This window comes from Amycolatopsis sp. NPDC101161 (assembly GCF_044768185.1).
Classification (GTDB): Bacteria; Actinomycetota; Actinomycetes; order Mycobacteriales; family Pseudonocardiaceae; genus Amycolatopsis.
Genome location: NZ_JBIWPI010000008.1, coordinates 146,198 through 171,890 on the forward strand (window position 1 = coordinate 146,198; position 25,693 = coordinate 171,890).

The 25,693-nt window shown below is 71.5% G+C and carries 22 protein-coding genes; 12 read left to right on the forward strand and 10 right to left on the reverse strand.

What is annotated here, in order from left to right; all coding sequences use genetic code 11:
• Positions 1-120: 120 nt before the first annotated feature.
• Both ACIRSS_RS47250 and ACIRSS_RS47255 read right to left on the reverse strand, forming a co-directional pair.
• The gene (locus ACIRSS_RS47250) at positions 121-2,832 is read right to left on the reverse strand and encodes a GH92 family glycosyl hydrolase (RefSeq protein ID WP_400908169.1); all 2,712 of its coding nucleotides are present in this window, start codon (positions 2,830-2,832) and stop codon (positions 121-123) included.
• Positions 2,833-3,088: 256 nt separating this feature from the next.
• On the reverse strand, positions 3,089-3,721 hold the full coding sequence (locus tag ACIRSS_RS47255) for a YigZ family protein (RefSeq protein ID WP_400908171.1): 633 nt from the start codon (positions 3,719-3,721) through the stop codon (positions 3,089-3,091).
• Positions 3,722-4,285: 564 nt separating this feature from the next.
• On the opposite strand from ACIRSS_RS47255, the gene gltB reads away from it, so the two are divergent.
• The gene (gene gltB / locus ACIRSS_RS47260) at positions 4,286-8,857 is read left to right on the forward strand and encodes a glutamate synthase large subunit (protein ID WP_400908174.1); all 4,572 of its coding nucleotides are present in this window, start codon (positions 4,286-4,288) and stop codon (positions 8,855-8,857) included.
• Entirely contained in the window at positions 8,850-10,298 is a 1,449-nt protein-coding gene (locus ACIRSS_RS47265; protein WP_400908177.1) for a glutamate synthase subunit beta, read from the forward strand. Before gltB ends, ACIRSS_RS47265 begins: the two co-directional genes overlap by 8 nt.
• Before the next feature lie 56 nt (positions 10,299-10,354).
• On the opposite strand, the gene ACIRSS_RS47270 is transcribed toward ACIRSS_RS47265, so the two are convergent.
• Positions 10,355-11,227: an SDR family oxidoreductase gene (locus tag ACIRSS_RS47270; protein ID WP_400908180.1), complete on the reverse strand. Its 873-nt coding sequence runs from the start codon at positions 11,225-11,227 to the stop codon at positions 10,355-10,357.
• 81 nt (positions 11,228-11,308) lie between these two features.
• Here ACIRSS_RS47270 and ACIRSS_RS47275 point away from each other — a divergent pair, with 81 nt between their 5' ends.
• Positions 11,309-11,881: a TetR/AcrR family transcriptional regulator gene (locus ACIRSS_RS47275; RefSeq protein WP_400908182.1), complete on the forward strand. Its 573-nt coding sequence runs from the start codon at positions 11,309-11,311 to the stop codon at positions 11,879-11,881.
• Positions 11,882-11,890: 9 nt separating this feature from the next.
• On the opposite strand, the gene ACIRSS_RS47280 is transcribed toward ACIRSS_RS47275, so the two are convergent.
• From ACIRSS_RS47280 to ACIRSS_RS47290, 3 genes are all read right to left on the reverse strand, one after another.
• Entirely contained in the window at positions 11,891-12,175 is a 285-nt protein-coding gene (locus tag ACIRSS_RS47280) for a hypothetical protein (protein WP_400908184.1), read from the reverse strand.
• Positions 12,176-12,197: 22 nt separating this feature from the next.
• A complete protein-coding gene (locus ACIRSS_RS47285; protein WP_400908187.1) occupies positions 12,198-13,118 on the reverse strand; it encodes a hypothetical protein in 921 nt (306 codons plus the stop codon).
• A 130-nt stretch (positions 13,119-13,248) separates the two neighbouring features.
• Complete coding sequence (locus ACIRSS_RS47290; protein ID WP_400908189.1) at positions 13,249-14,235, reverse strand: helix-turn-helix domain-containing protein; 987 nt, start codon at positions 14,233-14,235, stop codon at positions 13,249-13,251.
• Positions 14,236-14,493: 258 nt separating this feature from the next.
• On the opposite strand from ACIRSS_RS47290, the gene ACIRSS_RS47295 reads away from it, so the two are divergent.
• Complete coding sequence (locus ACIRSS_RS47295) at positions 14,494-15,126, forward strand: RICIN domain-containing protein (RefSeq protein WP_400908192.1); 633 nt, start codon at positions 14,494-14,496, stop codon at positions 15,124-15,126.
• A 211-nt stretch (positions 15,127-15,337) separates the two neighbouring features.
• Positions 15,338-16,735 carry a Dyp-type peroxidase gene (locus ACIRSS_RS47300; RefSeq protein ID WP_400908195.1) on the forward strand — a complete coding sequence of 466 codons (1,398 nt, stop codon included), beginning with the start codon at positions 15,338-15,340 and terminating at the stop codon, positions 16,733-16,735.
• Positions 16,736-16,926: 191 nt separating this feature from the next.
• On the opposite strand, the gene ACIRSS_RS47305 is transcribed toward ACIRSS_RS47300, so the two are convergent.
• Complete coding sequence (locus ACIRSS_RS47305; protein WP_400908821.1) at positions 16,927-17,823, reverse strand: ROK family protein; 897 nt, start codon at positions 17,821-17,823, stop codon at positions 16,927-16,929.
• 194 nt (positions 17,824-18,017) lie between these two features.
• Here ACIRSS_RS47305 and ACIRSS_RS47310 point away from each other — a divergent pair, with 194 nt between their 5' ends.
• Genes ACIRSS_RS47310 through ACIRSS_RS47320 form a run of 3 tightly spaced genes read left to right on the forward strand, consistent with a single transcriptional unit; the run spans position 18,018 to position 19,698 of the window.
• Positions 18,018-18,227: a CbtB-domain containing protein gene (locus ACIRSS_RS47310; RefSeq protein ID WP_286002977.1), complete on the forward strand. Its 210-nt coding sequence runs from the start codon at positions 18,018-18,020 to the stop codon at positions 18,225-18,227.
• 18 nt (positions 18,228-18,245) lie between these two features.
• Complete coding sequence (locus tag ACIRSS_RS47315; protein WP_400908197.1) at positions 18,246-19,007, forward strand: CbtA family protein; 762 nt, start codon at positions 18,246-18,248, stop codon at positions 19,005-19,007.
• A 55-nt stretch (positions 19,008-19,062) separates the two neighbouring features.
• The gene (locus tag ACIRSS_RS47320) at positions 19,063-19,698 is read left to right on the forward strand and encodes a septum formation family protein (protein WP_400908200.1); all 636 of its coding nucleotides are present in this window, start codon (positions 19,063-19,065) and stop codon (positions 19,696-19,698) included.
• 3 nt (positions 19,699-19,701) lie between these two features.
• On the opposite strand, the gene ACIRSS_RS47325 is transcribed toward ACIRSS_RS47320, so the two are convergent.
• Together ACIRSS_RS47325 and ACIRSS_RS47330 are read right to left on the reverse strand one after the other, a co-directional pair.
• Positions 19,702-21,183: a cobyric acid synthase gene (locus ACIRSS_RS47325; protein WP_400908203.1), complete on the reverse strand. Its 1,482-nt coding sequence runs from the start codon at positions 21,181-21,183 to the stop codon at positions 19,702-19,704.
• Positions 21,180-22,133, reverse strand: a complete 954-nt coding sequence (locus tag ACIRSS_RS47330) for a cobalamin biosynthesis protein (protein ID WP_400908206.1) — start codon at positions 22,131-22,133, stop codon at positions 21,180-21,182. Before ACIRSS_RS47330 ends, ACIRSS_RS47325 begins: the two co-directional genes overlap by 4 nt.
• Positions 22,134-22,169: 36 nt before the next feature.
• Here ACIRSS_RS47330 and ACIRSS_RS47335 point away from each other — a divergent pair, with 36 nt between their 5' ends.
• Genes ACIRSS_RS47335 through ACIRSS_RS47350 form a run of 4 tightly spaced genes read left to right on the forward strand, consistent with a single transcriptional unit; the run spans position 22,170 to position 25,291 of the window.
• On the forward strand, positions 22,170-22,808 hold the full coding sequence (locus ACIRSS_RS47335; protein WP_400908209.1) for a bifunctional adenosylcobinamide kinase/adenosylcobinamide-phosphate guanylyltransferase: 639 nt from the start codon (positions 22,170-22,172) through the stop codon (positions 22,806-22,808).
• Positions 22,809-22,821: 13 nt separating this feature from the next.
• Entirely contained in the window at positions 22,822-23,835 is a 1,014-nt protein-coding gene (gene cobT, locus ACIRSS_RS47340; protein ID WP_400908211.1) for a nicotinate-nucleotide--dimethylbenzimidazole phosphoribosyltransferase, read from the forward strand.
• A 23-nt stretch (positions 23,836-23,858) separates the two neighbouring features.
• Positions 23,859-24,572, forward strand: a complete 714-nt coding sequence (locus ACIRSS_RS47345; protein WP_400908824.1) for an adenosylcobinamide-GDP ribazoletransferase — start codon at positions 23,859-23,861, stop codon at positions 24,570-24,572.
• 32 nt (positions 24,573-24,604) lie between these two features.
• Complete coding sequence (locus tag ACIRSS_RS47350; protein WP_400908214.1) at positions 24,605-25,291, forward strand: helix-turn-helix transcriptional regulator; 687 nt, start codon at positions 24,605-24,607, stop codon at positions 25,289-25,291.
• Here the strand turns inward: ACIRSS_RS47350 and ACIRSS_RS47355 are convergent.
• Positions 25,275-25,631: a VOC family protein gene (locus tag ACIRSS_RS47355; RefSeq protein WP_400908217.1), complete on the reverse strand. Its 357-nt coding sequence runs from the start codon at positions 25,629-25,631 to the stop codon at positions 25,275-25,277. The two genes, ACIRSS_RS47350 and ACIRSS_RS47355, sit on opposite strands and share 17 nt — an antisense overlap.
• Positions 25,632-25,693 lie beyond the last annotated feature (62 nt).

Sequence of the window (25,693 nt, forward strand, 5' to 3'; positions counted from 1 at the left end):
CCCGGGCCCCCCAACCGGCCTCTGGCTTACCCCCCACCCCCCGCTCGGTGGGGGCGCCCCCCGCGGGGGCGGGTGTGCTAACCGGCTATATCCCCCCCCCCCCCCCCCCCCCCCGGCGGGTCAGCGGTAGACCTCGAACTCGTAGATCCGCGCCGCGCCGTCGCCGTTGTTGGTCGGCGTCGTGAGGTTGAGCTTCACGTACCGGGCCGACCGCGTCGTGATCGGGTGGTACGTGCGGCTGGCCCGCGACCCGCTCACCGACGCGACCGTCGTCCACGTGCTGCCGTCGGTCGACGTCTGGATCGTGAAGGCGCCGGTGTTCCAGCCGGTCGTCTCACCGCCCAGCCCGGCGTGCTTGACCACGAACGACGACACGTTCTGCGCCGACCCGAGGTCGACCTGGAGGAACTTCGTCGCCGCGGTGCTGCAGAACTTGCTGTTGTTCGCGAGGCTGCCGTCGACGGCCTTGGCGGGAGTCTCGGCCGAGTTGCAGGTCGCCGAGCCCGTGGCCGCCTTGCCCTGGGCCAGGTTCGTGCCCAGCTCTGGCGCGGCGGCCGGCGGCGTGAACCCGTCGTTGTACGACGGCGGGACGTCCGCGGTGCTCGTGCCCCACGCGCTCGGCGACGAGCCCATCGTGTAGTTCAGCGTCGACGCGCCCGCGATGTCGCCGTAGCGGATCCACGACTTGGTCGTCGCGGTCCCGTTGACGCTCAGGCTCTGGACGTACTGCGAGCCCTGGCCCGCCCCGGAACCGGTGATCTGGATCGTCCCGCTCGGCCGGACGATCGACGCGGACGGGAACAGCGGGCCGTGCAGGGCCAGGACGTCCGCGCCCGGCGTCGCCGGGTACATCCCCAGCGCCGCGAAGACGTACCACGCCGACGTCGCGCCGAGGTCGTCGTTGCCCGGCAGGCCGCCCGGCCCGGTGGTGAACGACTCGGTCATCACGCGCCGCACCGCCGAGCTGGCGCCCTGCGGGTGGGCCGCGTAGTTGTACGCCCACGGCACGCCGTGCTCGGGCTCGTTGCCGATGTAGAAGTACGGCTGGGTGAGGCCGCCGTTGAGCTGGGTGAAGTGGTGGTCCAGCCGCTGGACGGCGGTCTGGCGGCCGCCCATCAGGTTGATCAGGCCCTGGTAGTTGTAGGGCACCATCCACGTGTACTGCGACGGGTTGCCCTCGGTGTAGCCGCTGTTGCTCGACGGCACGACCGGCCACGCCCAGGTCCCGTCGCTGCCGCGCGGCTGGATGTAGCCCGAGTCGGTGCCGAACACGTTCTGCCACCACTGGGCGCGCTGCATGTACGTGGTGTACTTCGCCGTGTCGCCCACGGCTTTCGCGAACTGCGCCACCGCGAAGTCCGACGCCGAGTACTCGAGCGAGTCGGACGGGTCTTCGTAGATGTAGTGCCGGCTGAGGTAGCCGCTTTCGCGGCCGCGGATCGCCTGGCCCTGCGCGGTGCCACCGTTGGAGCTCTTGTCCATCAACGTCAGCGCCGCCGCGGTGTCGAAGCCGCGGACCCCGAAGGCGTACATGCTGCCCACGATGATCGGCCCGGGGTCACCGGTCATCACGAAGTGCTCGTTGCTGTTGTGCGACCACTTGGGCAGCAGCCCGCCCTGCTGGCCGTCGAGCACCATCGACTTCGCGATGTCGCTCGCCTCGTTCGGGGCGACCAGCCCGATCAACGCGGACCACGACCGGTAGATGTCCCAGCCGGAGTAGTTCTGGTAGACGGTGTGCGACGCGGTGTGGACCGCTTGGTCGAACCCGCGGTACTGGCCGTTCGTGTCGCTGGCGATGTTCGGGTTCTGGAAGACGTGGTACAGCGCCGTGTAGAACTTCTGCAGGTCCGCGGTCGCGCCGCCGGTCACCTGGACGCGGTTGAGGACGCCGTTCCAGCTCGAGTCGGCCGCGCCGCGGATCCCGGCGAAGTCGAAGCCGGGGTTTTCGGCGGCGAGGTTCGCCTGCGCGTTGGCCAGGCTGACGAACGAGATGCCGACCTTCGCCTGCACCGTCGTGTTGCTCGAGGTGTCGAAGGTGACGTAGCCGCCGGAGTTCGTGCCGCTGGTGCTCGCGGATCCGGCGGTCACCGTGCCGCCGAGCCAGGTGCCGAACCCGCTGGGGGCGCGGTCGAACTGGATCACGTAGAAGATCTGGTAGGTCTTCGAGGAGCCGCAGAAACCGCCGCCGGTCACCGATCCGGTGAGCTGGCTGCCGTTGATGGCGATCGACCCGCTGCGGCTGCCGGTGGCGCTGCGGCTGGTGTTGACGAGCAGCCGCGCGGACGTCGTGTTCGGGTACGTCAGCTTCATCGAGCCGGTCCGCTTGGTGGCCGACAGCTCGACGGTCGTGTTGTAGTTGTCCAGCTTGTTCTTGTAATAGCCGGGCGCGGCCGACTCGTTGGCCTTCGTGTAGCTGCCCGCGTAGCCGGTCCAGCCGGTGCCCGGCGAAGTCCCGATCGCGCCGGTGATCGGCAGCAGGCCGAGGTCTTCGTTGTTGGCGCAGCCGGCGCCGTTGAAGTGGGTGAGGCTGAACTCTTCGATGCTCGTGTCGCCGTAGCGGTACCCGGACGGCGACGCGGTCGGGGTGTCCGGGCTGAACTGGACCATGCCGAACGGCACGACGGCACCGGGGTAGGTGCTGCCGCCGGCCCCGCCGGGAACGGGGTTGGGGGAGTTGCTGTTGTCCGTGCCGATGAAGGGGTTCACGTACTGCGTAAGGGCGAGCGTGTCCGCCGCGGCGTGGGTGGCGGGCAGCGCGACGAGCCCCGCTCCCCCGACGAACGCGGCGACCACGGCGGTGCGCAGCCGTCTGGCGAATGGTCCGGGCATGAACCTTTCCTCTCCTTGCCGCACGCGCTTTCCGCTGGGCGACAACGTTGTCGGGCGGGCGAAGCAGGTGGTGACAACGTTGTCAGCGCAGCTCGCGCGGCGGCGGCAACGTTCTGGTGATCGAGGTGGGGCCGGAACTGGAGTGGCACGACATGGTGCCACGGAAGAACCCTCGGGCGGAAGCGCCGAAAATCCGTTGCGCGCCAAGCGGTTCCGCAACCGGACCACGCGGCCGCGGTGGACCACCCGGCATCGCTCAGGAACCCCCGGTGACCCAGTGGTCGCCGAGCTCGGTCGTCGTCGCTTCGCCGTTCGTCAGGTCCGCCAGCCACCCCTCGAAGGCCGGCCCCTCCCCCGGCGCCAGGCCGACCTCGAACCGGGCCAGCTCGTCGAAGCGGGTCGCGCGCACCGGGTACGGCGACGCGCGCAGGTCGTTCTCCAGCCGGCCCGCGCGGTCGTAACCCACCGCCACCTCCACCAGCCTGAGACGCCGGTGTTCTAGTACACCAACCACTTCCAGTGCGTCCGAAACGGACTGACCGTACGCGCGGATCAGCCCGCCCGCCCCCAGCAGCACCCCGCCGAAGTAGCGCGTGACGACCGCGACCGTGTCGGTCAGCTCACGCCGCCGCAACACCTCCAGCATCGGCGTGCCCGCGGTGCCGGCCGGCTCACCGTCGTCACTGGACCGCCGGGTTCGCCCGTCAGCGCCCAAAACGAACGCGTGGCAGTGGTGCCGCGCGCCCGGATCGGCCCGGCGGCGGGCCGCGATGAACTCGCGCGCCGCCTCCTCCGACGTCACCGGGGCGACCGCGCAGAGGAACCGGGAGCGCTTGATCTCGAGCTCGTGGACGCCGGAGCGAGCCACGGAGAGATAACGATCAGTCATCGGACGAGTCCGCCATGCAGCCAGCTTGCCACCCCGGCACGGCATCGCAGCAGGTGCCCCAGACCACTTGAGACAGACGTTTTCGCAGGTCAGAGGCAATACTGACCGTTCTTCGGGAGGAACAGCCCGGCATATGGGACTACCCTGGGTCCCGTCAACGCAACCGTGGCATTTCCCACCCGGGCGCAACGACGTATGTCGATAACAGCGAATTCACACTATCGTCATAAGACCCGGCGAACCCGGGAGTAACACCGCGCGCTCCGACTGGCCCCCACCACAGTGGCCGGTCTGTGCGCGCACGCAGCACCCGACATGTTCGGCTGCCCAGTGTTGTGCGGCCTCCCGGATGACCCGCGGCCGGTTTCCGAGCATCGCCGCTCGGCCGGTACCCCGCGGCATCTTGCACTGCCGACGTCCACGACGCCGGCACCACCAACGCCGACAACAGCAACTGTTCTCGACTGACCATCGCGGTCCCGGACCACTTCGTTAACCGGTTCAGCTCGAACCACTCGATGAGGTGAGTACCGGTCGCGCCAACGCCTTGGGAGGCGGCCAGCCGTGACCCACCGTGCCCGTTCCCTGCCCCCCGCAGGGCAGCAGCTCAGCAACGCCGAGGCCGAGGGCCTCTACCGGAGCGACTACGAACACGACGCCTGCGGTGTCGCCTTCGTCGCCGACCTGACCGGCCGCCGAGATCATGCGATCGTCGCCAAGGCCCTGGTCGCGTTGCGCAACCTGGAACACCGCGGGGCGCGGGGCGCCGAACCGGACACCGGCGACGGCGCCGGGCTGCTGATCCAGATCCCGGACGAGTTCTACCGGGAGGTCGTGGACTTCGAGCTCCCCGAGCCCGGCACCTACGCCGTCGGCACGGCTTTCCTGCCGCAGGACGAAAAGCGCCGCGGCCGGGCCATGACGACCATCGAGCGCATCGCCGCCGAGGAGGACATGCGCGTCCTCGGCTGGCGCGAGCTGCCGGTGCACACCGAGCACTGCGGGCCGACCGCGGCCGAGACCATGCCGCACTTCACGCAGCTGTTCCTCACCGCGCGCCGGCCGAAGCCGGAGCATTCGGACCCGCTGCACATCGAGCGCAGCGCGTTCTGCGTCCGCAAGCGCGCCGAGCACGAGCTCGTCGACGACGACGTGTACTTCCCGTCGCTGTCCTCGCGCACGATCGTCTACAAAGGAATGCTCACCGAGCCGCAGGTCGAGCGCTTCTTCGCCGACCTCACCGACGAGCGCGTCACCAGCGCCATCGGCCTGGTGCACTCGCGCTTCTCCACCAACACCTTCCCGTCGTGGCCGCTCGCGCACCCGTACCGCTACGTCGCGCACAACGGCGAGATCAACACCCTGCGCGGCAACCGCAACTGGATGGACGCCCGCGAAGCCCTCCTCGAGACCGACCTCGTCCCAGGCGACCTCAAGCGGATCTACCCGGTGATCACGCGCGGCGCCAGCGACTCGGCCTCCTTCGACGAGGTCCTGGAACTGCTGCACCTCGGCGGCCGTTCGCTGCCCCACGCGGTGCTCATGATGATCCCCGAAGCCTGGGAGAACCACCAGGAGATGGACCCGGCGCGACGCGCCTTCTACGAGTTCCACTCGACGTTGATGGAACCGTGGGACGGCCCGGCGCTCGTCGCGTTCACCGACGGCAGCCAGATCGGCGCGGTGCTCGACCGCAACGGCCTGCGCCCCGGCCGCTACTGGGTGACCGACGACGGCCTCGTCGTGCTCGCCTCCGAGGTCGGCGTGCTCGACATCGACCCGGCGACGATCGTCCGGAAGGGACGCCTCGAGCCCGGACGGATGTTCCTCGTCGACACCGCCGAGGGCCGGATCATCGAGGACGAGGAGATCAAGACCGAGCTGGCCACCGCGCACCCGTACGACGAGTGGGTCGAGGCCGGTCTCCTGCACCTGGAGGACCTGCCCGAGCGCGACCGCGAAGTGCCGCTGCACGCCGCGCTCGTCCGCCGCCAGCAGGCGTTCGGCTACACCGAGGAAGAGCTCGAAGCCCTCCTCGAGCCGATGGCCCGCACCGGCGCGGAGCCGATCGGCTCGATGGGCAACGACTCGCCGATCGCGACGCTGTCCAGCCGGCCGCGGCTGATCTTCGACTACTTCATCCAGCTCTTCGCCCAGGTGACGAACCCGCCGCTGGACGCCATCCGCGAGGAGCTCGTCACCGCGCTCGGCACGCAGATCGGCGCCGAGCCGAACCTGCTGACCGGCAACGCCGCCAGCTGCCGCCGGATCGTGCTGCCGTTCCCGGTGCTCGACAACGACCAGCTCGCCAAGCTGGTGCACGTCAACGACGACGGCGACCTGCCCGAGTTCCAGGCCGTCACCGTCCTGGGCCGCTACAACGTCCACGGCGGCGGCGAGGCGCTGGTCAAGCGGCTCGACGAGATCCGCGCCGAGGTGTCCGAGGCGATCGAGGACGGCGCGCGGCTGATCGTGCTGTCCGACCGCGGGGTCGACGAAGACCACGCACCGATTCCCTCGCTGCTGCTGACCGGCGCGGTGCACCACCACCTCGTCCGCGAGAAGACGCGCACGCAGGTCGGCCTCATCGTCGAGGCCGGCGACGCGCGCGAGGTGCACCACATCGCGCTGCTCATCGGCTACGGCGTCGCCGCGGTGAACCCGTACCTGGCGATGGCGACCGTCGAGGAGATGGCCCACCAGGGCCTGATCCCGGGCGTCACGCCGAAGGAAGCGACCCACAACCTGATCAAGGCGCTCGGCAAGGGCGTGCGGAAGACGATGTCCAAGATGGGCGTCTCGACCGTCGCGTCCTACACCGGCGCGCAGATCTTCGAGGCGATCGGGCTCGGCGAAGAGGTCATCGACAACTGCTTCACCGGCACGACGTCCCGCCTCGGCGGCGTCGGCTTCGAGACCCTCGCCGACGAGGTCGCGAAGCGGCACAAGTACGCGTTCCCGGCCGACGGCTTCCGCGCGGCCCACCGCGAGCTGGAGACCGGCGCGGACTACCAGTGGCGCCGCGAAGGCGAGCCCCACCTGTTCAACCCGCAGACCGTGTTCAAGCTCCAGCACTCCACGCGGTCCGGCAAGTACGAGATCTTCAAGGAGTACACGAAGGCCGTCGACGACCAGGCCGAGAAGCTGCTGACGCTGCGCGGGCTGTTCGACTTCAAGTACGGCAAGCGCGCGCCGGTGCCGATCGAGGAGGTCGAGCCGGTCTCGGAGATCGTCAAGCGGTTCGCCACCGGCGCCATCTCCTACGGCTCGATCTCGATGGAGATGCACCAGACGCTCGCCATCGCGATGAACCGCCTCGGCGGCAAGTCGAACACCGGCGAGGGCGGCGAAGACGCGGAGCGGCTCTACGACCCTGAGCGCCGGTCCGCGGTCAAGCAGGTCGCGTCCGGCCGGTTCGGCGTCACGAGCGAGTACCTCGTCAACGCCGACGACATCCAGATCAAGATGGCGCAGGGCGCGAAGCCCGGCGAAGGCGGGCAGCTGCCCGGCGCGAAGGTGTACCCGTGGATCGCGAAGACGCGGTTCTCGACGCCGGGCGTCGGGTTGATTTCGCCGCCGCCGCACCACGACATCTACTCGATCGAGGACCTCGCCCAGCTGATCCACGACCTCAAGAACGCCAACCCGAACGCGCGCATCCACGTGAAGCTCGTGTCCGAGGTCGGCGTCGGCACGGTCGCCGCGGGGGTGTCCAAGGCGCACGCCGACGTCGTGCTCATCTCGGGCCACGACGGCGGGACGGGCGCGTCGCCGCTGTCGTCCATCAAGCACGCGGGCGGCCCGTGGGAGCTCGGCCTGGCCGAGACCCAGCAGACGCTGCTGGCCAACCGGCTGCGCGACCGGATCGTCGTGCAGACCGACGGCCAGCTCAAGACCGGCCGGGACGTCGTCGTCGCGGCGCTGCTGGGCGCCGAGGAGTTCGGCTTCGCGACCGCGCCGCTGGTGGTGTCGGGCTGCATCATGATGCGCGTCTGCCACCTCGACACGTGCCCGGTGGGCGTCGCGACGCAGAACCCGAAGCTGCGCGAGAAGTTCAGCGGCAAGGCCGAGTACGTCGTCAACTTCTTCGAGTTCATCGCCCAGGAAGTGCGCGAGTACCTGGCGGAGCTGGGCTTCCGGTCGATCGCCGAGGCGGTCGGGCACGCCGAGTTCCTCGACAAGCGCAAGGCGATCGACCACTGGAAGGCGGCCGGGCTGGACCTGTCGCCGATCTTCCACGTGCCCGACATGGCCCCGGCCGGCCTGCGCCTGCAGCAGACGCTGCAGGACCACGGCCTGGAGAAGGCCCTGGACAACACGCTGATCCAGCTGGCCGAGGGCGCGTTGAACTCCGGTGACAAGGTGCGGCTGGAACTGCCGGTCCGCAACGTGAACCGGACCGTCGGCACCATGCTCGGCTCGGAGCTGACCAAGCGGTGGGGCGGCGAAGGCCTGCCCGACGACACCATCGACGTCACCTTCACCGGGACCGCGGGCCAGTCGTTCGGCGCGTTCGTGCCCAAGGGCATCACGCTGCGGCTCTACGGCGACGGCAACGACTACGTGGGCAAGGGCCTCTCCGGCGGCCGGCTGATCGTGCGCCCGCCGAAGGAGGCGCGGATCGCCGCGGAGGACCACATCATCGCCGGCAACGTCATCGCCTACGGCGCCACGAGCGGGGAGATCTTCATCCGCGGCAAGGTCGGCGAGCGGTTCTGCGTGCGCAACTCGGGCGCGCTGGCCGTCGTCGAAGGCGTCGGCGACCACGGCGGCGAGTACATGACCGGCGGCCGGATGGTCGTGCTCGGCCCGATCGGGCGCAACTTCGCGGCCGGCATGTCCGGCGGCATCGCCTACGTGCTGGACCTGCCCGCGCACCGCGTCAACCCGGAGATGGTCGACCTCGACCCGCTCGACTCCGAGGACGCGGACTTCCTGCGCGAGACGCTGGAAAAGCACTACGACGAAACGGAATCCGCCGTCGCGCGGGAGCTGCTGGCCGACTGGGACGCGGGTGTCGACCGCTTCGGGAAGGTCATGCCGAAGGACTACAAGCGCGTGCTCGCGGCCCAGGTCCAGGCCGAACGGGACGGGCGCGACGTGAACGAGGCGATCATGGAGGCCGCACATGGCTGACCCCAAGGGCTTTCTGACCACCACCCGCGAAGAGCCGAAGCGCCGTCCGGTCGACCTGCGGCTGATGGACTGGCGAGAGGTCTACGAAGACTTCGCCACGACGAAGCTGCAGAAGCAGGCCGGCCGGTGCATGGACTGCGGGATCCCGTTCTGCCACCAGGGCTGCCCGCTCGGGAACCTCATCCCCGAGTGGAACACGCTGACGTGGCGCGAGGACTGGCAGCAGGCGATCGAGCGGCTGCACGCGACGAACAACTTCCCGGAGTTCACCGGCACGCTGTGCCCGGCGCCGTGCGAAACCGCGTGCGTGCTCGGCATCAACGACGACCCGGTGACGATCAAGCGCGTCGAGATCTCCATCGTCGACCGCGCCTTCGACGAGGGCTGGGTGACGCCGCAGCCGCCCACCACGAAGACCGGGAAGAAGGTCGCGGTCGTGGGCTCCGGCCCGTCGGGACTCGCCGCGGCGCAGCAGCTCACGCGCGCGGGCCACAGCGTCGTGGTCCTCGAGCGGGCCGACAAGATCGGCGGGCTGCTGCGCTACGGCATCCCCGAATTCAAGATGGAGAAGTCCCGCCTCGACCGGCGCCTGGCGCAGATGGAGGCCGAGGGCACGGAGTTCCGGACGTCGGTGAACGTCGGCGTGGACCTGCCGGTCTCCGAGCTTTTGGCCCACGACGCCGTGGTGCTCGCCGGCGGGGCCACCGACTGGCGCGACCTGCCGATCCCCGGCCGCGAGCTCGACGGCATCCACCAGGCCATGGAGTTCCTGCCGCCGGCCAACCGGGTCGCTTCGGGCGAGCTTGCCGAGTCGCCGTACTCCGCCGCGGGCCTGGACGTCGTCGTCATCGGCGGCGGCGACACCGGCGCGGACTGCGTCGGGACGTCGCACCGCCAGGGCGCTCGTTCGGTGACGCAGCTGGAGATCATGCCGAAGCCGCCGGAGTCGCGTTCGGACGCCCACCCGTGGCCGACGTACCCGATGATCTACCGGGTCTCCTCCGCGCACGAAGAGGGCGGCGAGCGGCTGTACGCGGTGAACACGCAGGAGTTCCTGGGTGACGCGGACGGCCGAGTGCGGGCGCTCAAGCTGGTCGAGGTGCGCAACGAGGGCGGCAAGTTCGTCCCGGTCGAAGGCTCCGAGCGCGAGCTGCCCGCGCAGCTCGTCCTGCTCGCGATGGGCTTCCTCGGACCGCAGAAGAAGGGCCTGATCGAGGACCTGGGCGTCGAGCTGGACGCGCGCGGCAACGTCGCCCGCGACAAGGCGTTCAAGACGAGCCTGGACAACGTGTTCGTGGCCGGCGACATGGGCCGCGGCCAGTCCCTGATCGTGTGGGCGATCGCGGAGGGCCGCAGCGCCGCGGCCGGCGTGGACGCCTACCTGACCGGGCGGGACGTCCTGCCCGCCCCGATCGCGCCGACGGACCGGCCGATCGCGTAAGACCCGGCGCCGGCGGGGGTGTCACTGTCGCCACCTCCGCCGGCGCTGTCCCACTTTCAGCCGTAGTAACCCTTTTCGAGGTCGTCCAGCAGTCCCGGGTGGGTGGGCTGCCAGCCGAGCAGCGCTTGCGTCTTTTCGCTGGACGCGGGCTGGTCGATCGCCAGGATCGCGCCCAGGAAGCCCAGCTCGTCGGCCTCGACCGACGTCGCGGGCAGGCCCAGGCGGCGTCCGACGACTTCGGCGACGTCGCGGATGGCCACGCCCTCGTCGCCCACCGCGTGCAGCACCGAACCGGCCGGGGCCTGCTCCAGCGCCAGGTGGGCCAGGCGCGCCGCGTCGGCGACGTGCACCGCGGGCCAGCGCTGCGTTCCGTCGCCGACGTAGGCCGCGATGCCCTTCTCGCGGCCGGCCTGGACGAGGCGCGCGATGAGCCCGTGCGCGTCCCCTTCGCCGTGCACGGAGCGCGGGAGCCGCAGGACGGACGCGCGGACGCCGCGTTCGGCCGTCTTCAGCACGGCACGGGCGACCTCCATCCGCCCCGCCACCGGGCCGAACCCGGCGGGGTCGTCCTCCTCGGTCGCCGCCCTGCCGGGCACCGACGGCGTCCCGGACGCGGCGACGAACGGCTTGCCGTCCAGCACCGCGCCCAGAGTCTCCACGAGTGCCGCGTCGGTGCGGATCGCTTCTTCCATCCGGCCGAAGTCGTGGCCGAACGCGAGGTGGACGACCCCGTCGGCGCGGTCCGCGGCCGTCTTGAGCGTCTCGAGATCGGTCAGGTCGCCGCGCTGCACCTCGGCGCCCATCTTCGCGACGGCCTGAGCCGAGGCGTCCGACCGAGCGAGGCCGACGACCTCGTGGCCGGCTTCGAGGAGCAGGGGCACGAGGGCCGAGCCGATCCAGCCCGACGCCCCGGTGACGAAGACACGCATGAGAACCTCCCTGTGATGACACCTGGTGCCATCACTGTAGCACGTCTGACGACACCGGGTGTCATAACTTAGACTGGGAGCATGAGCCGCTGGGAACCGAACGCCCGCGAGCGCCTGGTGCGCGCCGCGGTGGAGTCGTTCCTCGAGCGCGGCTACGACGACGTCACGGTCGCGGAGATCACCGAACGCGCGGGACTGACCAAGCGGACGTTCTTCCGGCACTTCCAGGACAAGCGCGAGGTGCTGTTCGCGGGCCAGGACATCCTGAGCGGCCTCCTCGCGGACGCGATCGCCGCGGCCCCCGAATCGGCGACCCCGATCGAGGCGATCTCGGCGGCGCTGACGGCCACGGAAGCGGCGATGGACGCGGACCGCCGGGAGTGGGCGGCGAAGGTCCAGCGGGTGGTCGCGGGCCAGCCGGACCTCCGCGAGCGAGAGCTGCTGAAGCGCGCGAAGCTCAGGGGCGCGATGGCTTCGGCGTTGCGCGCGAGAGGCGTCCCGGACCCGGCGGCGACCCTGGCGGCGGAAATCGGCGGCTTGGCGTTCACAACGGCCTTCGCCCGCTGGGTGGAACCGGCGAACGAACGGGCTTTCGGCGAACTGGCCCAGGAAGCGTTGGAGGAACTGGTCAAAGCCGCCGGCGCGCTGGGTTGACGGATCGCCTCACGAAGCCTGGTCGTCGTTCTGCCGATCGTCGCTCTCGCGGCTCCTCGAGACGGCCTGCACCACGAGGTAACCCGCCGCGACGAAGGGGATCACGAAGATGATCCACGGGAAGTAGAAGGTCCCGCTCGTCTGGTTGGCGACGTAGATCGCGTAGCCGATGAGGAAGGCGCCGCTGACGACGGCCCAGAACCGTTCGGACGCCTTGACCTTGGGCGCGAAGGCGACCCCGACCATGACGACGCCGCTGATCAAGCTGAAGACCTCGTAAGCACTCCAGTTCATGACATTTCCTTTCTCGATTGGTTCAGCGGGGCAGCGTGCTGCCCTTCGGTCCGTGGCTGTGCGAAATGAGCTTGGCGAAGCAGTGGTCGGCATCGAGGTGCTCGGCGACGCACCAAGCGTTCGCCTCGGCGCCGCTGCCGAACGACGTGCTCGCGACCGTCACCCAGAAGTCGCCCTTGGTGTAGCTCGTGTAGTCGCCCGACCAGAGCAGCAGCGCCGACGGGTAGGAATGCCTGTTCGAGGTGAAGTCGGCCCAGATCGCGCGGTAGTCGTAGGTCGTCCCGTCGGCCACCAGGCCGTAGTTCTTCGACGACAGCTGCGGCACCCATCGGTCGCCCAGCGCATCGACCTGCGCACGATCGGTGTCGACCTGCTGCCGGAGCGTGGCCTGCGCGGACGCCTCGTCCGACGGCGCACCACCGGCCGATGTGGCCGGCGACGTCGTCGTGTCCGGCACGTACGTCGGGTCCGGCACGGACGCCGTCGACGGCGTGGGCGTCGAATAGCCGCCGTAATTCCCGTAGCCGCCGTAACTCCCGTAGCCGCCGTCCGCCCGCGTGCTCCCGCCCCCGCTGTTGGTTCCCGCGTAGCTCGTCGTGCCGATGCCGAGCGGGTGCCCGCAGACTTCCGCGATCCCCGATGTGGCGTTCATCAGCGCCATGCCGCTCGTCGAGTCGGAGTCCGCGATCCCCGCGAGCGCGTCGGCGTCCTGGCTCAGCCCGCCGCCCTGGTACCGCCGGGCCAGATCGGAAAGGTCGTCCGCGCCGGAGAAGACCGAATTGTCAAAGAAACCGTGTGCCGACATCAGGTCGTTTCCCAGTTCGTCGAACTGGGTGCACAGTGCCTTCCGGTCCACCGGGCCGGTGGCGCAGCCCGCCACGCCCACCAGTCCGATGACGACCGCGGTGGCCAGCGCCGGCCACCTCGAAATCAGTTGTTTCATCTCCGCCTCCCGCGTTCTCGGAGCGGATGTCGGCGGCCTCGGAAGTTCCGCTACCGGTCCGGGCGAACTGTCGCGGAATTGGCCGGTAACCACATTCCCGGAACCTCGGCGAAAGGTGATTCGCCCTCGGTCAGCTGTCGAGGAGAGCACTTCCCAGCGGGGTCAGCGAATGCAGCACCGTGTTCCGCTCCCGGTGCGTCGTGATCAGCCCGGCCCGGCGCAGCACTGTCGTGTGCTTGCTGACCGCCGACGGTGTCACGCCCAGCCGCGCCGCCAGCTCGGACGTCGAACAGCCCACCGCCAGTACCGCCAGCGCCGCTGCGCGGGTCGGGCCCAGCAGGTCCGCCAGCGCCTTTTCCGTCGCCTTGTGGCCGCCGCGGCCGAAGCCCGCCGGCGGCGCGGCCTGGCGGACGCACGGGTAGTGCAGCCGCGGCGTGCCGCCCGGGGCCGCCGGGACCAGCGCCGGGCACACCGAGAAGTACGTCGGGACCAGCAGCAGGCCGGTGCCCTCCGACGGGACCGTGCCGGGGATGCGGTCGTCGGTCTCCAGCACCGGTGCGTCCCAGCGCACCAGCGGGCGGAGACCGGTCAGCAGCGCGTCGACGCCGCCGTGGAGCAGCAGCTGCGTGCGCATCCCGAGGTCGGCGTCCACCTGGCCGGACACCGTCTCCCAGCCGGGGGCGAGCGCGACGTCGTGGTAGTCGCGCATGGCCTGGACCAGTCGCGGCAGGCCCGCGGGGTCGCCGTCGGCGAGCGCGGCGGCCCACGACGGCAGGTCGCGGCCGGGCGGCGCCGTGCGCAAGGTCGTCTTCAGGCTCAGCGGGTCCGTCTTGAGCACCGCCGCCAGCCCGGACTCCAGTTCGTAGCGCCCCGCGGCGGGCAGCAGGAACCCCGGGAGCGGCGCGTCCGGCCGGCACAGCCACATCAGCACGGCCGCCGAGTCGGGCAGGCTCTGCCACACGCGGTGCCGCCACCGCGTGAACGCCGCCGAAGCCGCGGTGCGGCCGCCGTCGCGGCGTTGCAGCACCTGCAGGCTCCCGGCGAGCTCCCCCATCGGGTCGGCCGCGGCGGCGAGCCCGACGCGGACGAGGTCGGGCAACGTCAGCTCGATGCGCACGCCTCTCCCCCCGTGTCTGCCCGTCTATCGGCGCCGGTTCCGTTCCGTTACACGCCTGACGTGCGTTTTGGCCCCTCGCGGAAATGACCTCGACGACGACGTGAGCGCGATGAATGATGGTCCGAGAGATCGCTTTCGGGGGTTTGACGGTCTCGACGAGGGGGATTCGCCGGCACGACCACGCGCCGGGTCCACGCGGACCCGGAGTCGGCTGGCGCCCTTTCGTCACCACGGGTGAACCGACGACAAGGGGAAAGCATGACGAAGATGAAGCGGCTGATGGTGACGGTCGCCGCGGCGGCCGGCCTGTTCGGCCTGGTCGCCGTTCCGCAGGCCGGCGCGGCGCCCGCCGACGGCAAGGGCACCGCGGTCTCGGCGCTCGCCGGCGGGATCAAGCTGCGGCCGGCGAAGGTCGGTGCCGCTCACCGGTCCACCCCCGGGGTCGCGGGCGCGCAGGTCGCCCAGGCCGACGCCTACCTGATCGAGTCCGCCGCCTTCGGCCGCTGCTGGGACGCGGACCTCGGCACGATCGGCGCCAACGGCACGAAGATGCAGCTGTGGGACTGCAACGAGTACGCCGCGAACCAGGCGTTCTACATCACCAGCATCCCGGAGGGCTACCTGCGCTTCCAGAACGTGCAGAGCGGCCGGTACCTCGACGCCGACCTCGGCACGGCCGGCGCCAACGGCACCAAGGTCCAGCTGTGGGACTACCGGGCCGGTGCCAAGAACCAGTGGTGGGCCGACACCGTGAACCCGGAGGGCTACCTGCGCCTGCAGAGCCCGCAGAACAACCGGTACCTGACCGGTGAGGGTTCGGTCGGTTCCAACGGCACGCGCCTGCAGCTGTGGGACTACATCGCGGGCGGCAAGTCGCAGTGGTGGTACTGACCATTTCCTGACGGAAACGCGGGTCCCGCTCCGGGGCCCGCGTTTTCGTTGCGGGCGAACGGTTCTACGTTCAACTTAATCTTTCGTGTGAATGCCGGGGAATGGGTGGCACGCGGCCCCGGGGCGACGGCAGCCTGGTACCAGGGGCACGACCGGCGAGGGGGAGCTTCGGTCGGTCGTGCGCCCGTTCACACGGGAGGGGAGCCCGCAAATGAGTGTCGATCTGTCCACCACGCTGTCCTGGACCACCGCGACCGGGGACGCCGGGGTGATGCTCGGCGAACTGCAGCCGAACATCCTCAAGGCCCACGTCCGGGACCATCTTTCCGCGCTGCTGCTGGGATTCGGCGACGCCGCGGAGGCGCGGGCGTTCCTGGTCTCGGTCACCGGGAAGATGAAGTCCGCCAAGGAACACCTCGAGGAAGTCGGCGCGTTCAAGGAAGGCGGCGCGGCGGGCACGCCGTACGTCGGCGTCGGGCTCACGGCGGCGGGTTACGGGGTTCTCGGCGTCGAGAACTTCCCGGATGACGAGGCTTTCCGGCGCGGGATGGCGGCGCCGGCGACCCGGCGGAAGCTGAACGACCCGCCGCGCTCGACGTTCGATCCGGGGTACCACAACGAAATCCACGCGGTCGTGCTGATCGGCGACGCGACGGACAAGGCGATGACCGCGCGGCGCAACGAAATCCTCGGCCTGCTGCCGGATTCGGTGACGGTGCTGGCGGAGGAAACGGGCCTCGGCCGCGTCAACGCGCGCGGCGAGGGCATCGAGCACTTCGGGTACGTCGACGGCCGCAGCCAGCCGCTGTTCCTCACGGAGGACGTGGACGCGGAGAAGAACAACACGGACGGCATCAACGTGTGGAACCCGGCGGCGCCGCTGTCCCAGGTGCTGGTCCCGGACCCCGCGGCCCCGGATCCGGGCGTGCACTTCGGCAGCTATTTCGTGTTCCGCAAGCTGGAGCAGAACGTCCGGCGGTTCAAGCAGGCCGAGGCGGACTTGGCGGACACGCTCGGCTTGACGGGCGACGACCGCGAGCGAGCGGGAGCGATGCTGATCGGCCGGTTCGAGGACGGAACCCCGTTGACGACGCAACGGGAGGACGGCGCGGAGAGCCCGGTATCGAACAACTTCACGTACGACAGCGACCGAGCGGCGCTGAAGTGCCCGTTCCAGGCGCACATCCGCAAGACGAACCCACGTGGTTCGGGAGGAGCGGAAGACCCGTCCGCCGAGCGCCTGCACTTGATGGCCCGCCGGGGTGTGACGTACGGCGAGCGCCCGGACGACCCGAACGCGGAGGTCCCCCCTTCGGCGCGGCCGAGCGGTGGCGTGGGGTTGTTGTTCATGGCGTTCAATTCGGTGCTGGGGAACCAGTTCGAGTTCACGCAGGCGCTGTGGGCGGACAACCCCGGCTTCCCGATAGCCGAGGGCGTGACCCCGGGGCTGGACCCGGTGATCGGGCAGGGAGTGCGTGGCGAGTCGGAGTACACGGTGGAGTGGGGAGGGTCGACCCAGCGGACGGCTGAGCCGGTGCCGCAGGCGGTGACGTTGCGAGGTGGGGAGTACTTCTTCATGCCGTCGCTGGCGTTCTTGCGGGCACTTTAGGGCTTAGGCCTGGGGGCCGGGCGGGTTGGGGGCCCGGGGTTGGGTACCGGCCGGGGCCGGGGGGTGGCGGGCGGGGCCGGTGGGGTGGGCCGGGAGGTGGGGGTTGGCCGGGGGGCGGTGAAGCCTTGACCATCTGGCTTTCCGCCGCCCACCGACCCGCCCGGCTTACTCCCCGGCCGGTGGCCTTCCCTTCATTCCTTCAGCAAGTCCAGCGCCAGCAGGCCCGCGCCCAGGCGGCCGGCCTCGTCGCCCAGTTTTGCGATTCTCAACTCCGGCATCCGCTGGAACGTCAAATGCGCCGCCAGCCAGTCGCGGACCGGCTCCAGTACGTAGTCCGCCGCCGTGAACAAACCGCCGCCCAGGACGATCACCTCCGGACCCAGCAACGTCAGCAGCGTTCGGATTCCGTGCCCCAAGCCGTCCAAAGCGTCCTGGACCACCGCTACCGCCACCTCGTCGCCGTGGCGGGCCAGGTCCACCACCTCGCGCGCTCCGTCGGCCGGGCGGCCCGTTCGCTCCCGGTACCTCCGCGCGATCGCCGCCGCCGACGAGATTGCCTCCAAGCAGCCCGTTGCTCCGCAGCCGCACTTGCCCGGGTGGCCGACGTCGATGTGCCCTACCTCGCCCGCCTGCCCGTGCGCCCGGTGGATGCGGCCGTCGAGCAGGAGCGCTGCCGCTATGCCCGTTCCGACCGGGATGAACGCCGCGTTCGTCGCTCCCTGGCCCGCTCCTACGCGGAACTCGGCGATGCCGCCCGCCGTCACGTCGTGGCCGAACGCCACCGGCAGGCCCAGCCGGCTCTCCAGCAGCTCGCCGAACGGGACCTCGCGCCAGTCCAGGTTGGCCGAGAAGTGGCAGACGCGGGTCTCCTCGTCGACGATCCCGGGCACCACCACGCCCACCGCCGCCGGCCGGCCGGTGCCCGCCTGCTCCGCCAGCGCCGTCACGATCTCCGCGACCTGGGCCGCCAGCGCCGTGCCGTCCGCGCTGCGTGCCGTCTCCGCCCGCAGCGTCGCCTTGGGCTGGAGCTGCTCGTCGAGCAACGCCGCCTTGATCGTCGTCCCGCCCACATCGAGGGCCGCCACCATTCGAGTCACCGCGGCATTGTCACATTGACGCAGCCCAAACGGCGGACCTACGCTCAACCGGCCAGACGACGGATTCCGGAACGCGGTGCAAGTCCGCGCGGTCGCGCCACTGTGACCCCCACCAGGGGGAAGCCAGACCCGGACCGTCGTGACCGACCCCGATGAGGCCGCGAAAGCCCGAGGAGGCCACGCTCATGTCCCACACGGCAGCTCCCGCCGTCCCGCTCCCGATCCGCATCCCGATCCGTGAGATCGTGCCGTGGGCGGTGTTCGTGGTGCTCCTCGCCCTGATCGCGCTGTACTTCGTCAGCGCCGAACAGGGCGCCACCGCGGTGTTCGCGAACATGTACGTCCACGAGTTCGTGCACGACGGCCGGCACCTGCTGGCCTTCCCCTGCCACTGATCGGCGGCACGTACTCCCATGATGAAGACCCTGCTGGTCCGCGGCATGCTCGCGGGCCTGATAGCCGGCGTGCTCGCGTTCGGGTTCGCCTACGCCTTCGGTGAGCCGTCGGTCAACACCGCCATCGGCCTCGAAGACTCCGGCGGTCACTCCCATTCCCACGACGCCGGCGCCACGCCCGCACCGGCCGAGCAACACGAGGAAGAGCTCGTCCCCCGGGACATCCAGAGCACCGTCGGGCTGCTGACCGGCGTCCTGGTCTACGGCGTCGCGATCGGTGGCCTGCTCTCGCTCGCCTTCGCGTTCGCCCAAGGCCGCCTCGGCAACCTCCGCCCCCGCGTGACGGCGCTGCTGCTCACCGGCGGCGCGTTCGCGGTGGTTTTCCTGGTGCCGTTCCTCAAGTACCCGGCCAACCCGCCGGCGGTGGGCCAGCCGGGCACGATCGACTCCCGCACCGAGCTGTACTTCGGGTTCGTCGCGGTGTCGCTGCTGGTCGGCATCCTCGCGACGGTCTTCGGCCGCAAGCTCGCGGACCGCTTCGGAGCGTGGAACGGCTTCCTCCTGGCCGCGGCGGGCTACCTCGTCGTGGTCGGCGTGGTGGCCTGGCTGATGCCGGTGGTCGACGAGGTCCCGGCGGACTTCCCGGCCTCGACGCTGTGGAGCTTCCGCACGGCGTCGGTCGGCACGCAGGTGACGCTCTGGCTGGCCCTCGGCCTCGCCTTCGGCGCCTTCGCGGAGAAGACGCTCACCAAGAAGACCGCCACCGTCGCCGCATCGTGATCATGGGGTCCTAGAGTTCTCCCGGCCGGGTCGGGGGATTCCGGAGGGGACCCTGTTGTTCGACGACACACGCTCCACGCTGTCCAATCACGCCCAGACGACCGTCCGCGGACCCGTCGAGTCCCCCGGGACCGACGGGTTCGCGATCACGGCGTTCGTCATGGGGCTGCTCGGCGTGGTCCCGCTCGCCCTCGGCTTCGGGACCCGTGCCCTGATCCGGATCGGCCGCAACGGCCGGGACGGCACCGGCCTGGCGATCGCCGGGCTGGTGCTCAGCGTGCTCTGGATCGGCGCCGGCTTGGTGGCGATCACGCCGCAGCACGCCACGGGCGCGGCGACCGCCCCGGACTCCATCAATGCCATGGCGATCGGCGACTGCCTCGACTCCGGCGCGGACGGCGCGCAGGTGAGCCCGGTCGCCTGCGACCTGCCGCACGACGAGCAGATCGCCGCGCGGGTCGACGTCGGCAACGGGTACGAGACGTACCCTGGGCGCACCGAGCTGCAGGAGCCGGCGCAGGCCTTGTGCCGGATCGCGGCGGCCGCGTTCTTCACCGAGGGCACCCCGCCGCCCAGCATCGGGTTCGCCGCGCACGTCCCGACCGAGTCGTCCTGGAAAGCCGGGGGCCGGGAGGCGGTCTGCACCTTGCGGCAGGTCAGCGGGAAGCTCACCGCGCCCGTGCGGCCCTGACCGTCAGGGCGCGCCGGGCGGGACGAACGGCAGGTCCTTCGGTGCGCCCAGCTCCAGCAGGGTGCGCAGCGCCGCCGTGTCCAGGTGCTCGTCGACCGCGTCGGCCAGCTTGTCCAGCATCTCCTCCCGCAGGGTGCCGAAGCCGGGGGCGTCCGGCGCCGGGGTCCATTCGATGCCGGCCTGGGCCGCCGCTTCCGTGAGCCACGCCCGGCGGAACTCGTCGTTCTCGAAGGCTCCGTGCCACATCGTGCCCCAGACCGAGCCGTGCCGGACGCCGTCCAAAAAGGACTCCAGGGGCGCTTCGACCGTGACCGAACCGTGGTGGATCTCGTACGCCTCGACGGGGGCGCCGCGCCACGTTCCGGTCGGCCGGGCGAGCACCTTCTCCTCGGCGAACGTCACCCGGGCCGGGAGCAGGCCGAGCCCGGGCACCTCACCCGCCCCGGACTCGACCTCGTCCACAATGGACTCGGTGAGCATCTGGTAGCCGCCGCAGATGCCGAGCACCGGGCGCCCGGCGGCGGCGCGGGCCGCGACCGCCGTGTCGAGGCCGCGGTCGCGCAGCCACGCGAGATCGGTGACCGTGGCGCGCGACCCGGGCAGCACGACGACGTCGGCGTCCGCGACGGTGTCCGGGTCGGCGGTGAGCGTGACGGTGACGCCGGGTTCGGCGGCGAGCGCGTCGACGTCCGTGGCGTTGGACGCGCGCGGGAACCGCGCGACGGCCACCCGCAGGCCCCGGCCCTGGGCCTCCCGGCGCCAGCCCGCGGCGGCGAGGGCGTCCTCGGAGTCGATCCAGACGCGGTCGAGCCACGGGAGCACGCCCAGCACCGGCCGCCCGGTCACCTTCTCCAGGCTGTCGAGGCCGGGCCGCAGCAGCCCGACGTCGCCGCGGAACTTGTTGACCACCCAGCCGGCGACGAGCGCCTGGTCCTCGGCCGACAGCAGGGCGAGCGTGCCGAACATCGCGGCGAGGACGCCGCCGCGGTCGATGTCGCCGACGACGAGCACCGGCAGCCCGAACCGCCGGGCGAGGCCCATGTTGACGTAGTCCCCGCCGCGCAGGTTGATCTCGGCGGGACTCCCGGCCCCTTCGCAGACGACGACGTCGTAGCGGTCGCTCAGGTCCTGGAACGCGCCGAAGGCGATCTCGGCCAGCCCGGCGCGCCCGGTGGCGTACTCGCCGGCTTCGAGGGTGCCGAAGGGCTTCCCGAGCGCGACGACGTGACTGCGCCGGTCGCTGCCGGGCTTGAGCAGGACGGGGTTCATGGCCGCTTCGGGTTCGACGCGCGCGGCCCGGGCCTGCAGCCACTGGGCGCGCCCGATCTCGGCCCCGTCGGCGCAGACCATGGAGTTGTTGGACATGTTCTGCGCCTTGAAGGGTGCGACGCGCACGCCGCGGCGGGCCAGCCACCGGCAGACCCCGGCGGTGACGAGGCTCTTGCCGGCGTCGGACGTCGTGCCGGCGATGAGGAGACCGCTCATCGGGCGGCTCCCGCTGCTGCGGAAGCCGCGACGGCCGCGACGGCGGCTGAGGCCGCCCCTACCCAGCGCGACAGCCGCACCGCCCGGCGCAGGTCGACCGGCTCGGGGTCGCGGCCATCTCCCAGCCGGGCGCGGCTCTCCACCTCACCCCCGTAGCTGTTCGTTCCGCCCAGCCGGATGTCCAGCGCTCCGGCGAACGCCGCCTCGACCTGGCCCGCGTTCGGGCTCGGGTGCCGGCCGCCGTCGCGGCGCCAGATCCGCCACGCCTCCCGCGCGCGTCCGCCCGCCAGCGGCGCGCACAACGCCGTGAGCAGCGCGCCGGCCCGGGACGGCACCAGGTTGGCCACGTCGTCGGCCCGGGCCGCGGCCCAGCCGAACCGCCGGTACCGCGGCGACCGGTAGCCGACCATCGCGTCGAGCGTGTTCAGCGCCCGGTACCCGAGCAGGCCCGGCAGCCCGGCGACCGCGCCCCAGAACAATGGCGCGACCACGGCGTCCGACGTGTTCTCGGCGATCGACTCGGTCGCCGCGCGGGTGAGCTCGGCGGAGTCGAGCGCCGTCGCGTCGCGCGCGCAGAGGTGCGAGAGCCTCGCACGCGCCGAAGGCACTTCGCCCCTTTCGAGCAGTCTGGCCATTTCGGCGCCTTCGGCGGCGAGGCCGCGACCGCCGAGCACGACCCACGTACACACGGCCGTGACGGAGAAGCGAGCGAAGGGGCTTCGCCGCGTCGCCGTCTGAAGCGCGACCCCGAGGCCGACAGCACCGAAGGAACACAACCCCGCGTACACGGCTCCGCGCGGCTTCGAGTCCGCCCACAGGAGGCGTTCGAGGCGCGCGGCGGCCGACCCGAACAGCGCGACCGGGTGCCCCCGTCGAGGGTCGCCGAACAGGGTGTCGGCGGCGTATCCGGTAACGAGTCCGGCAGCGGTTGTCCCTAGACGGAGTGGCACGTGGCGCACGGTAGCGCGTGCACCACAATGCCGGGTATGACTGCGCCCACCGCCTCCGCGGGGAAGAAGACGTCGGCGAGGCTGACGGCCCGCCTCGCGGGCTACCTCGAGACCCTGGCCCGCGCCCTGCGCCGGTACGGCCGCGACGAAGACAAGGTGCTGGTCCTCGGCGGCGTGCGCTCGGGTAAGTCGCGGCACGCCGAACGGCTCGTCGCCGGCCACTCGCACCTCGTCTACGTCGCACCGGGCCTGCCCGCCGGCGAAGACGACCCCGAATGGGCCGCGCGGGTGGCCGCGCACCAGGCGCGGCGGCCGTCGCACTGGAAGACCGTCGAGACCACCGACCTCGCGGGCACCCTCCGGAAGGCGACCGAGCCGCTGCTGATCGACTGCCTCGGCACGTGGCTGTCCCGCGTGCTGGACGACGTCGGCGCGTGGAAGCAGCAGCCCGGCTGGGAGCACCGGCTGGACGACCGGCTCGAGGACTTCCTGGCCGCCTGGGCCGCGGCGCGGGTGCCCGTGGTCGCGGTCAGCAACGAGGTCGGCAGCGGTGTGGTGCCCGCAACGTCGTCCGGACGGCTGTTCCGTGATGTGCTGGGCGCACTCAACAACCGGGTGTCCGCCGACGCCGACCGGGTCGTGCTGGTCGTCGCGGGCCGGGCGCTCGACCTGTAGCCAGGAGGCGCCCGTGTTCGAAGTTCCCGTCCCCGACCCCACCGCCCGCGCCGCCGCGCAGGAGCGGCTCGACGGCCTGGTCAAGCCGCTCGGCTCGCTCGGCAGGCTCGAGGAGATCGCCGCCTGGCTGTCCGCCGCCCACGGGAGCGTGCCGCCGCGCCCGCTGGACGACGTCCGGGTGGTCGTCTTCGCGGGCGACCACGGCGTGTCCGCGCTGTCGGCGTACCCGCGCGAGGTGACCGCGGCGATGGTGCGGGTGTTCCTGGCCGGCAAGAGCGGCGTCAACGTGCTGGCCGCGCAGGTCGGCGCGAAGGTGCGCGTGGCCGACCTGGGCGTCGACTGGGACGGCGCGGACGTACCGCCCGAGGTCACCGCGCACAAGATCCGCCGCGGCTCGGGCTCGATCGACGTCGAGGACGCCCTGCTGCCGGGTGAAGCGCAGGCCGCCTTCGAGGCCGGCCGGGCCATCGCCGGCGAGGAAGCGGACGCGGACGTGCTGATCCCGGGCGACATGGGGATCGGCAACACGGCGATGTGCGCGGCCTTGGTAGCGGCCTCGCTGGGGCTGCCGGCCGCCGAGGTGGTCGGCACCGGCACCGGAGTCGACGCGGACGGCCTCGAGCGCAAGACGGCGGCGGTCGCGGCGGCACTGACGCGGACGGCGGGCCGGACGGAGGACCCGTTCGAGCGGCTGACGGCCCTGGGCAGCGCGTGCGTCGCGGCGACGGCCGGGTTCCTGGTCGAGGCGGCCATACGGGGCATCCCGGTGCTGCTGGACGGCGTGTTCTCGGGCGCGGCGGCCCTGGTCGCACGGGACATCGCGCCGGGCGCGGAGCAGTGGTGGCTGGCCGGGCACCGGTCGACCGAACCTTCGCAAGCGTTCGCGCTGAAGGCGCTGGGCCTGGAGCCGATCTTGGACTTCGGGCTGCGGCTCGGCGAAGGCAGCGGCGCGGTGCAGGCCGTCCCGACGCTCCGGGCGGCGCGCGCGATCCTGGCGGACATGGGTCTGCTGGCCGACTTGACGTGAGCCGCTGGACCGACTCCGCGCGGATGGCCGTCGGGACGTTGACCACCGTTCCCGTCCCGGCGCCCCGCGTCATCGACCGGCGGGTGGCCGGCGGAGCCATGCTGCTGGCTCCCCTGGCCGCCCTTCCGCTCGCCGTGGCCGCCGGTCTGGTCGTCGCCGCCGGACAAGCTGTTCACCTCCCCTCTCTCGCTACTGCCGCTCTCGCACTCGGCGCCGTCGCCCTCGGCAGCCGGGGGCTGCACCTCGACGGGCTCGCCGACACCGCGGACGGCCTCGGTGCTTCCTACGACCGCGCCAAGGCCCTCGACGTCATGCGCCGCGGCGACTCCGGGCCCACTGGGGTCGCGACGCTCGTGTTCGTCCTCCTCGTCCAGGTCGGCGCGCTGACCGCCGCCGGCCCGGTCACCGCGGCCGCGGCAGTCCTCGTCGGCCGGTGCACGCTCTCGCTCGCGTGCGCCCGTGGCGTCCCGTCGGCCCGGCCGGAGGGCCTCGGCGCCACCGTCGCGGGCTCGGTTCCCCGCACCGCGGCGATCGCCGTCGGCCTCGCTGCCGCCGGCCTCGCCACCCTGCTGCCCGGGCTGCCGTGGTGGCGCGGACCACTCGCGGTAGTCCTCGCCTACGCCGTCACCGGGGCGCTGCTGTGGCGGTGCACCCGGCGCCTCGGCGGCGTCACCGGCGACGTCCTCGGTGCGGGCGTCGAGGTCGCCGTCGCGGCCGCCCTGCTCGCGCTCGCCTGAAACTGTCGTACCCCCTTCCTAGAGTGCGACGCGTGAACCGAACCGATCGGCTGTACGCGCTCGTCGAAGAGCTCCGTGTCGTCGCCCCTCGTCCCCGCAGCGCGCGCTGGCTCGCGTCCCGGTTCGAGGTGAGCGTCCGCACCGTCGAACGGGACATCAGCGCGCTGCAGCAGTCCGGCGTGCCCATCTACGCCGAGACGGGCCGCACCGGCGGGTACTGCCTCGACAAGGCGCACACGATGCCGCCGGTCAACCTGACGCCCGGCGAGGCCGTCGCCATGGCGCTCGCGCTGAGGCACCTCGACGGCACCCCCTTCCAGGCGGACGGGCGCTCGGCGCTGCGCAAGCTCGTCGCGGCGATGCGGCGGGAGGACGTCGAGGCCGCGCAGAACCTCGCCACCTGTGTCCACCTGCTCGGCAGCGGGCCCATCCCGCCGATGCCGCCCGTGCTCGGCGTCCGCCGCGTCCTGCGCCTCCGCTACACCGACCGGGGCGGCGCCGTCAGCCGGCGAGACGTCGAGCCGCTCGGCTACGTCGGCAAGCCCGAGCACTGGTACCTCATCGCCTGGTGCCGGCTGCGGAAGGAGATCCGGGCCTTCCGCACCGACCGGATCGCCTCCTTCTCCGTGCTGGCCGAGGTTCCGCCGCTGCGCCGGCTGCGGCCCGAGGACCTCGACATCCCCTACGGCGACGTCGAGCAGCTCACTTTGGCGGGGTGAACACGGAGAAGTGGTTGCCGGCCGGGTCGAGCACGTGCGCGAACGTCACGCCGACCGGGTTGACGCTCGGCGGCCGTTGCACCCGCCCGCCGGCTTCCTCGACCTGGCGGCAGGTGGCCTCGACGTCCTCGACCAGCACGGTGAAGATCGCGTAGTTCTCCTCGCCGGTGAACAGCCCGCCGCGCGAGCCGCCGGTGTCGATGACGCGGTAGGCGGTGTCGGTGCTCGCCGCGTCGTCCTGCGCGACCTTCCAGCCGAAGACGTCGCCGTAGAACCGTTCGGCGGCCGCCGGGTCGTCGGTGCCGATCTCGAACCAGGCGACGTCGTTGAATCGGGGCATGTCGTTCCTTCCGCTGCCACACCGGGCGTTTCCCGGCTCCGCCCACTTTCGGCCGCGGTGGC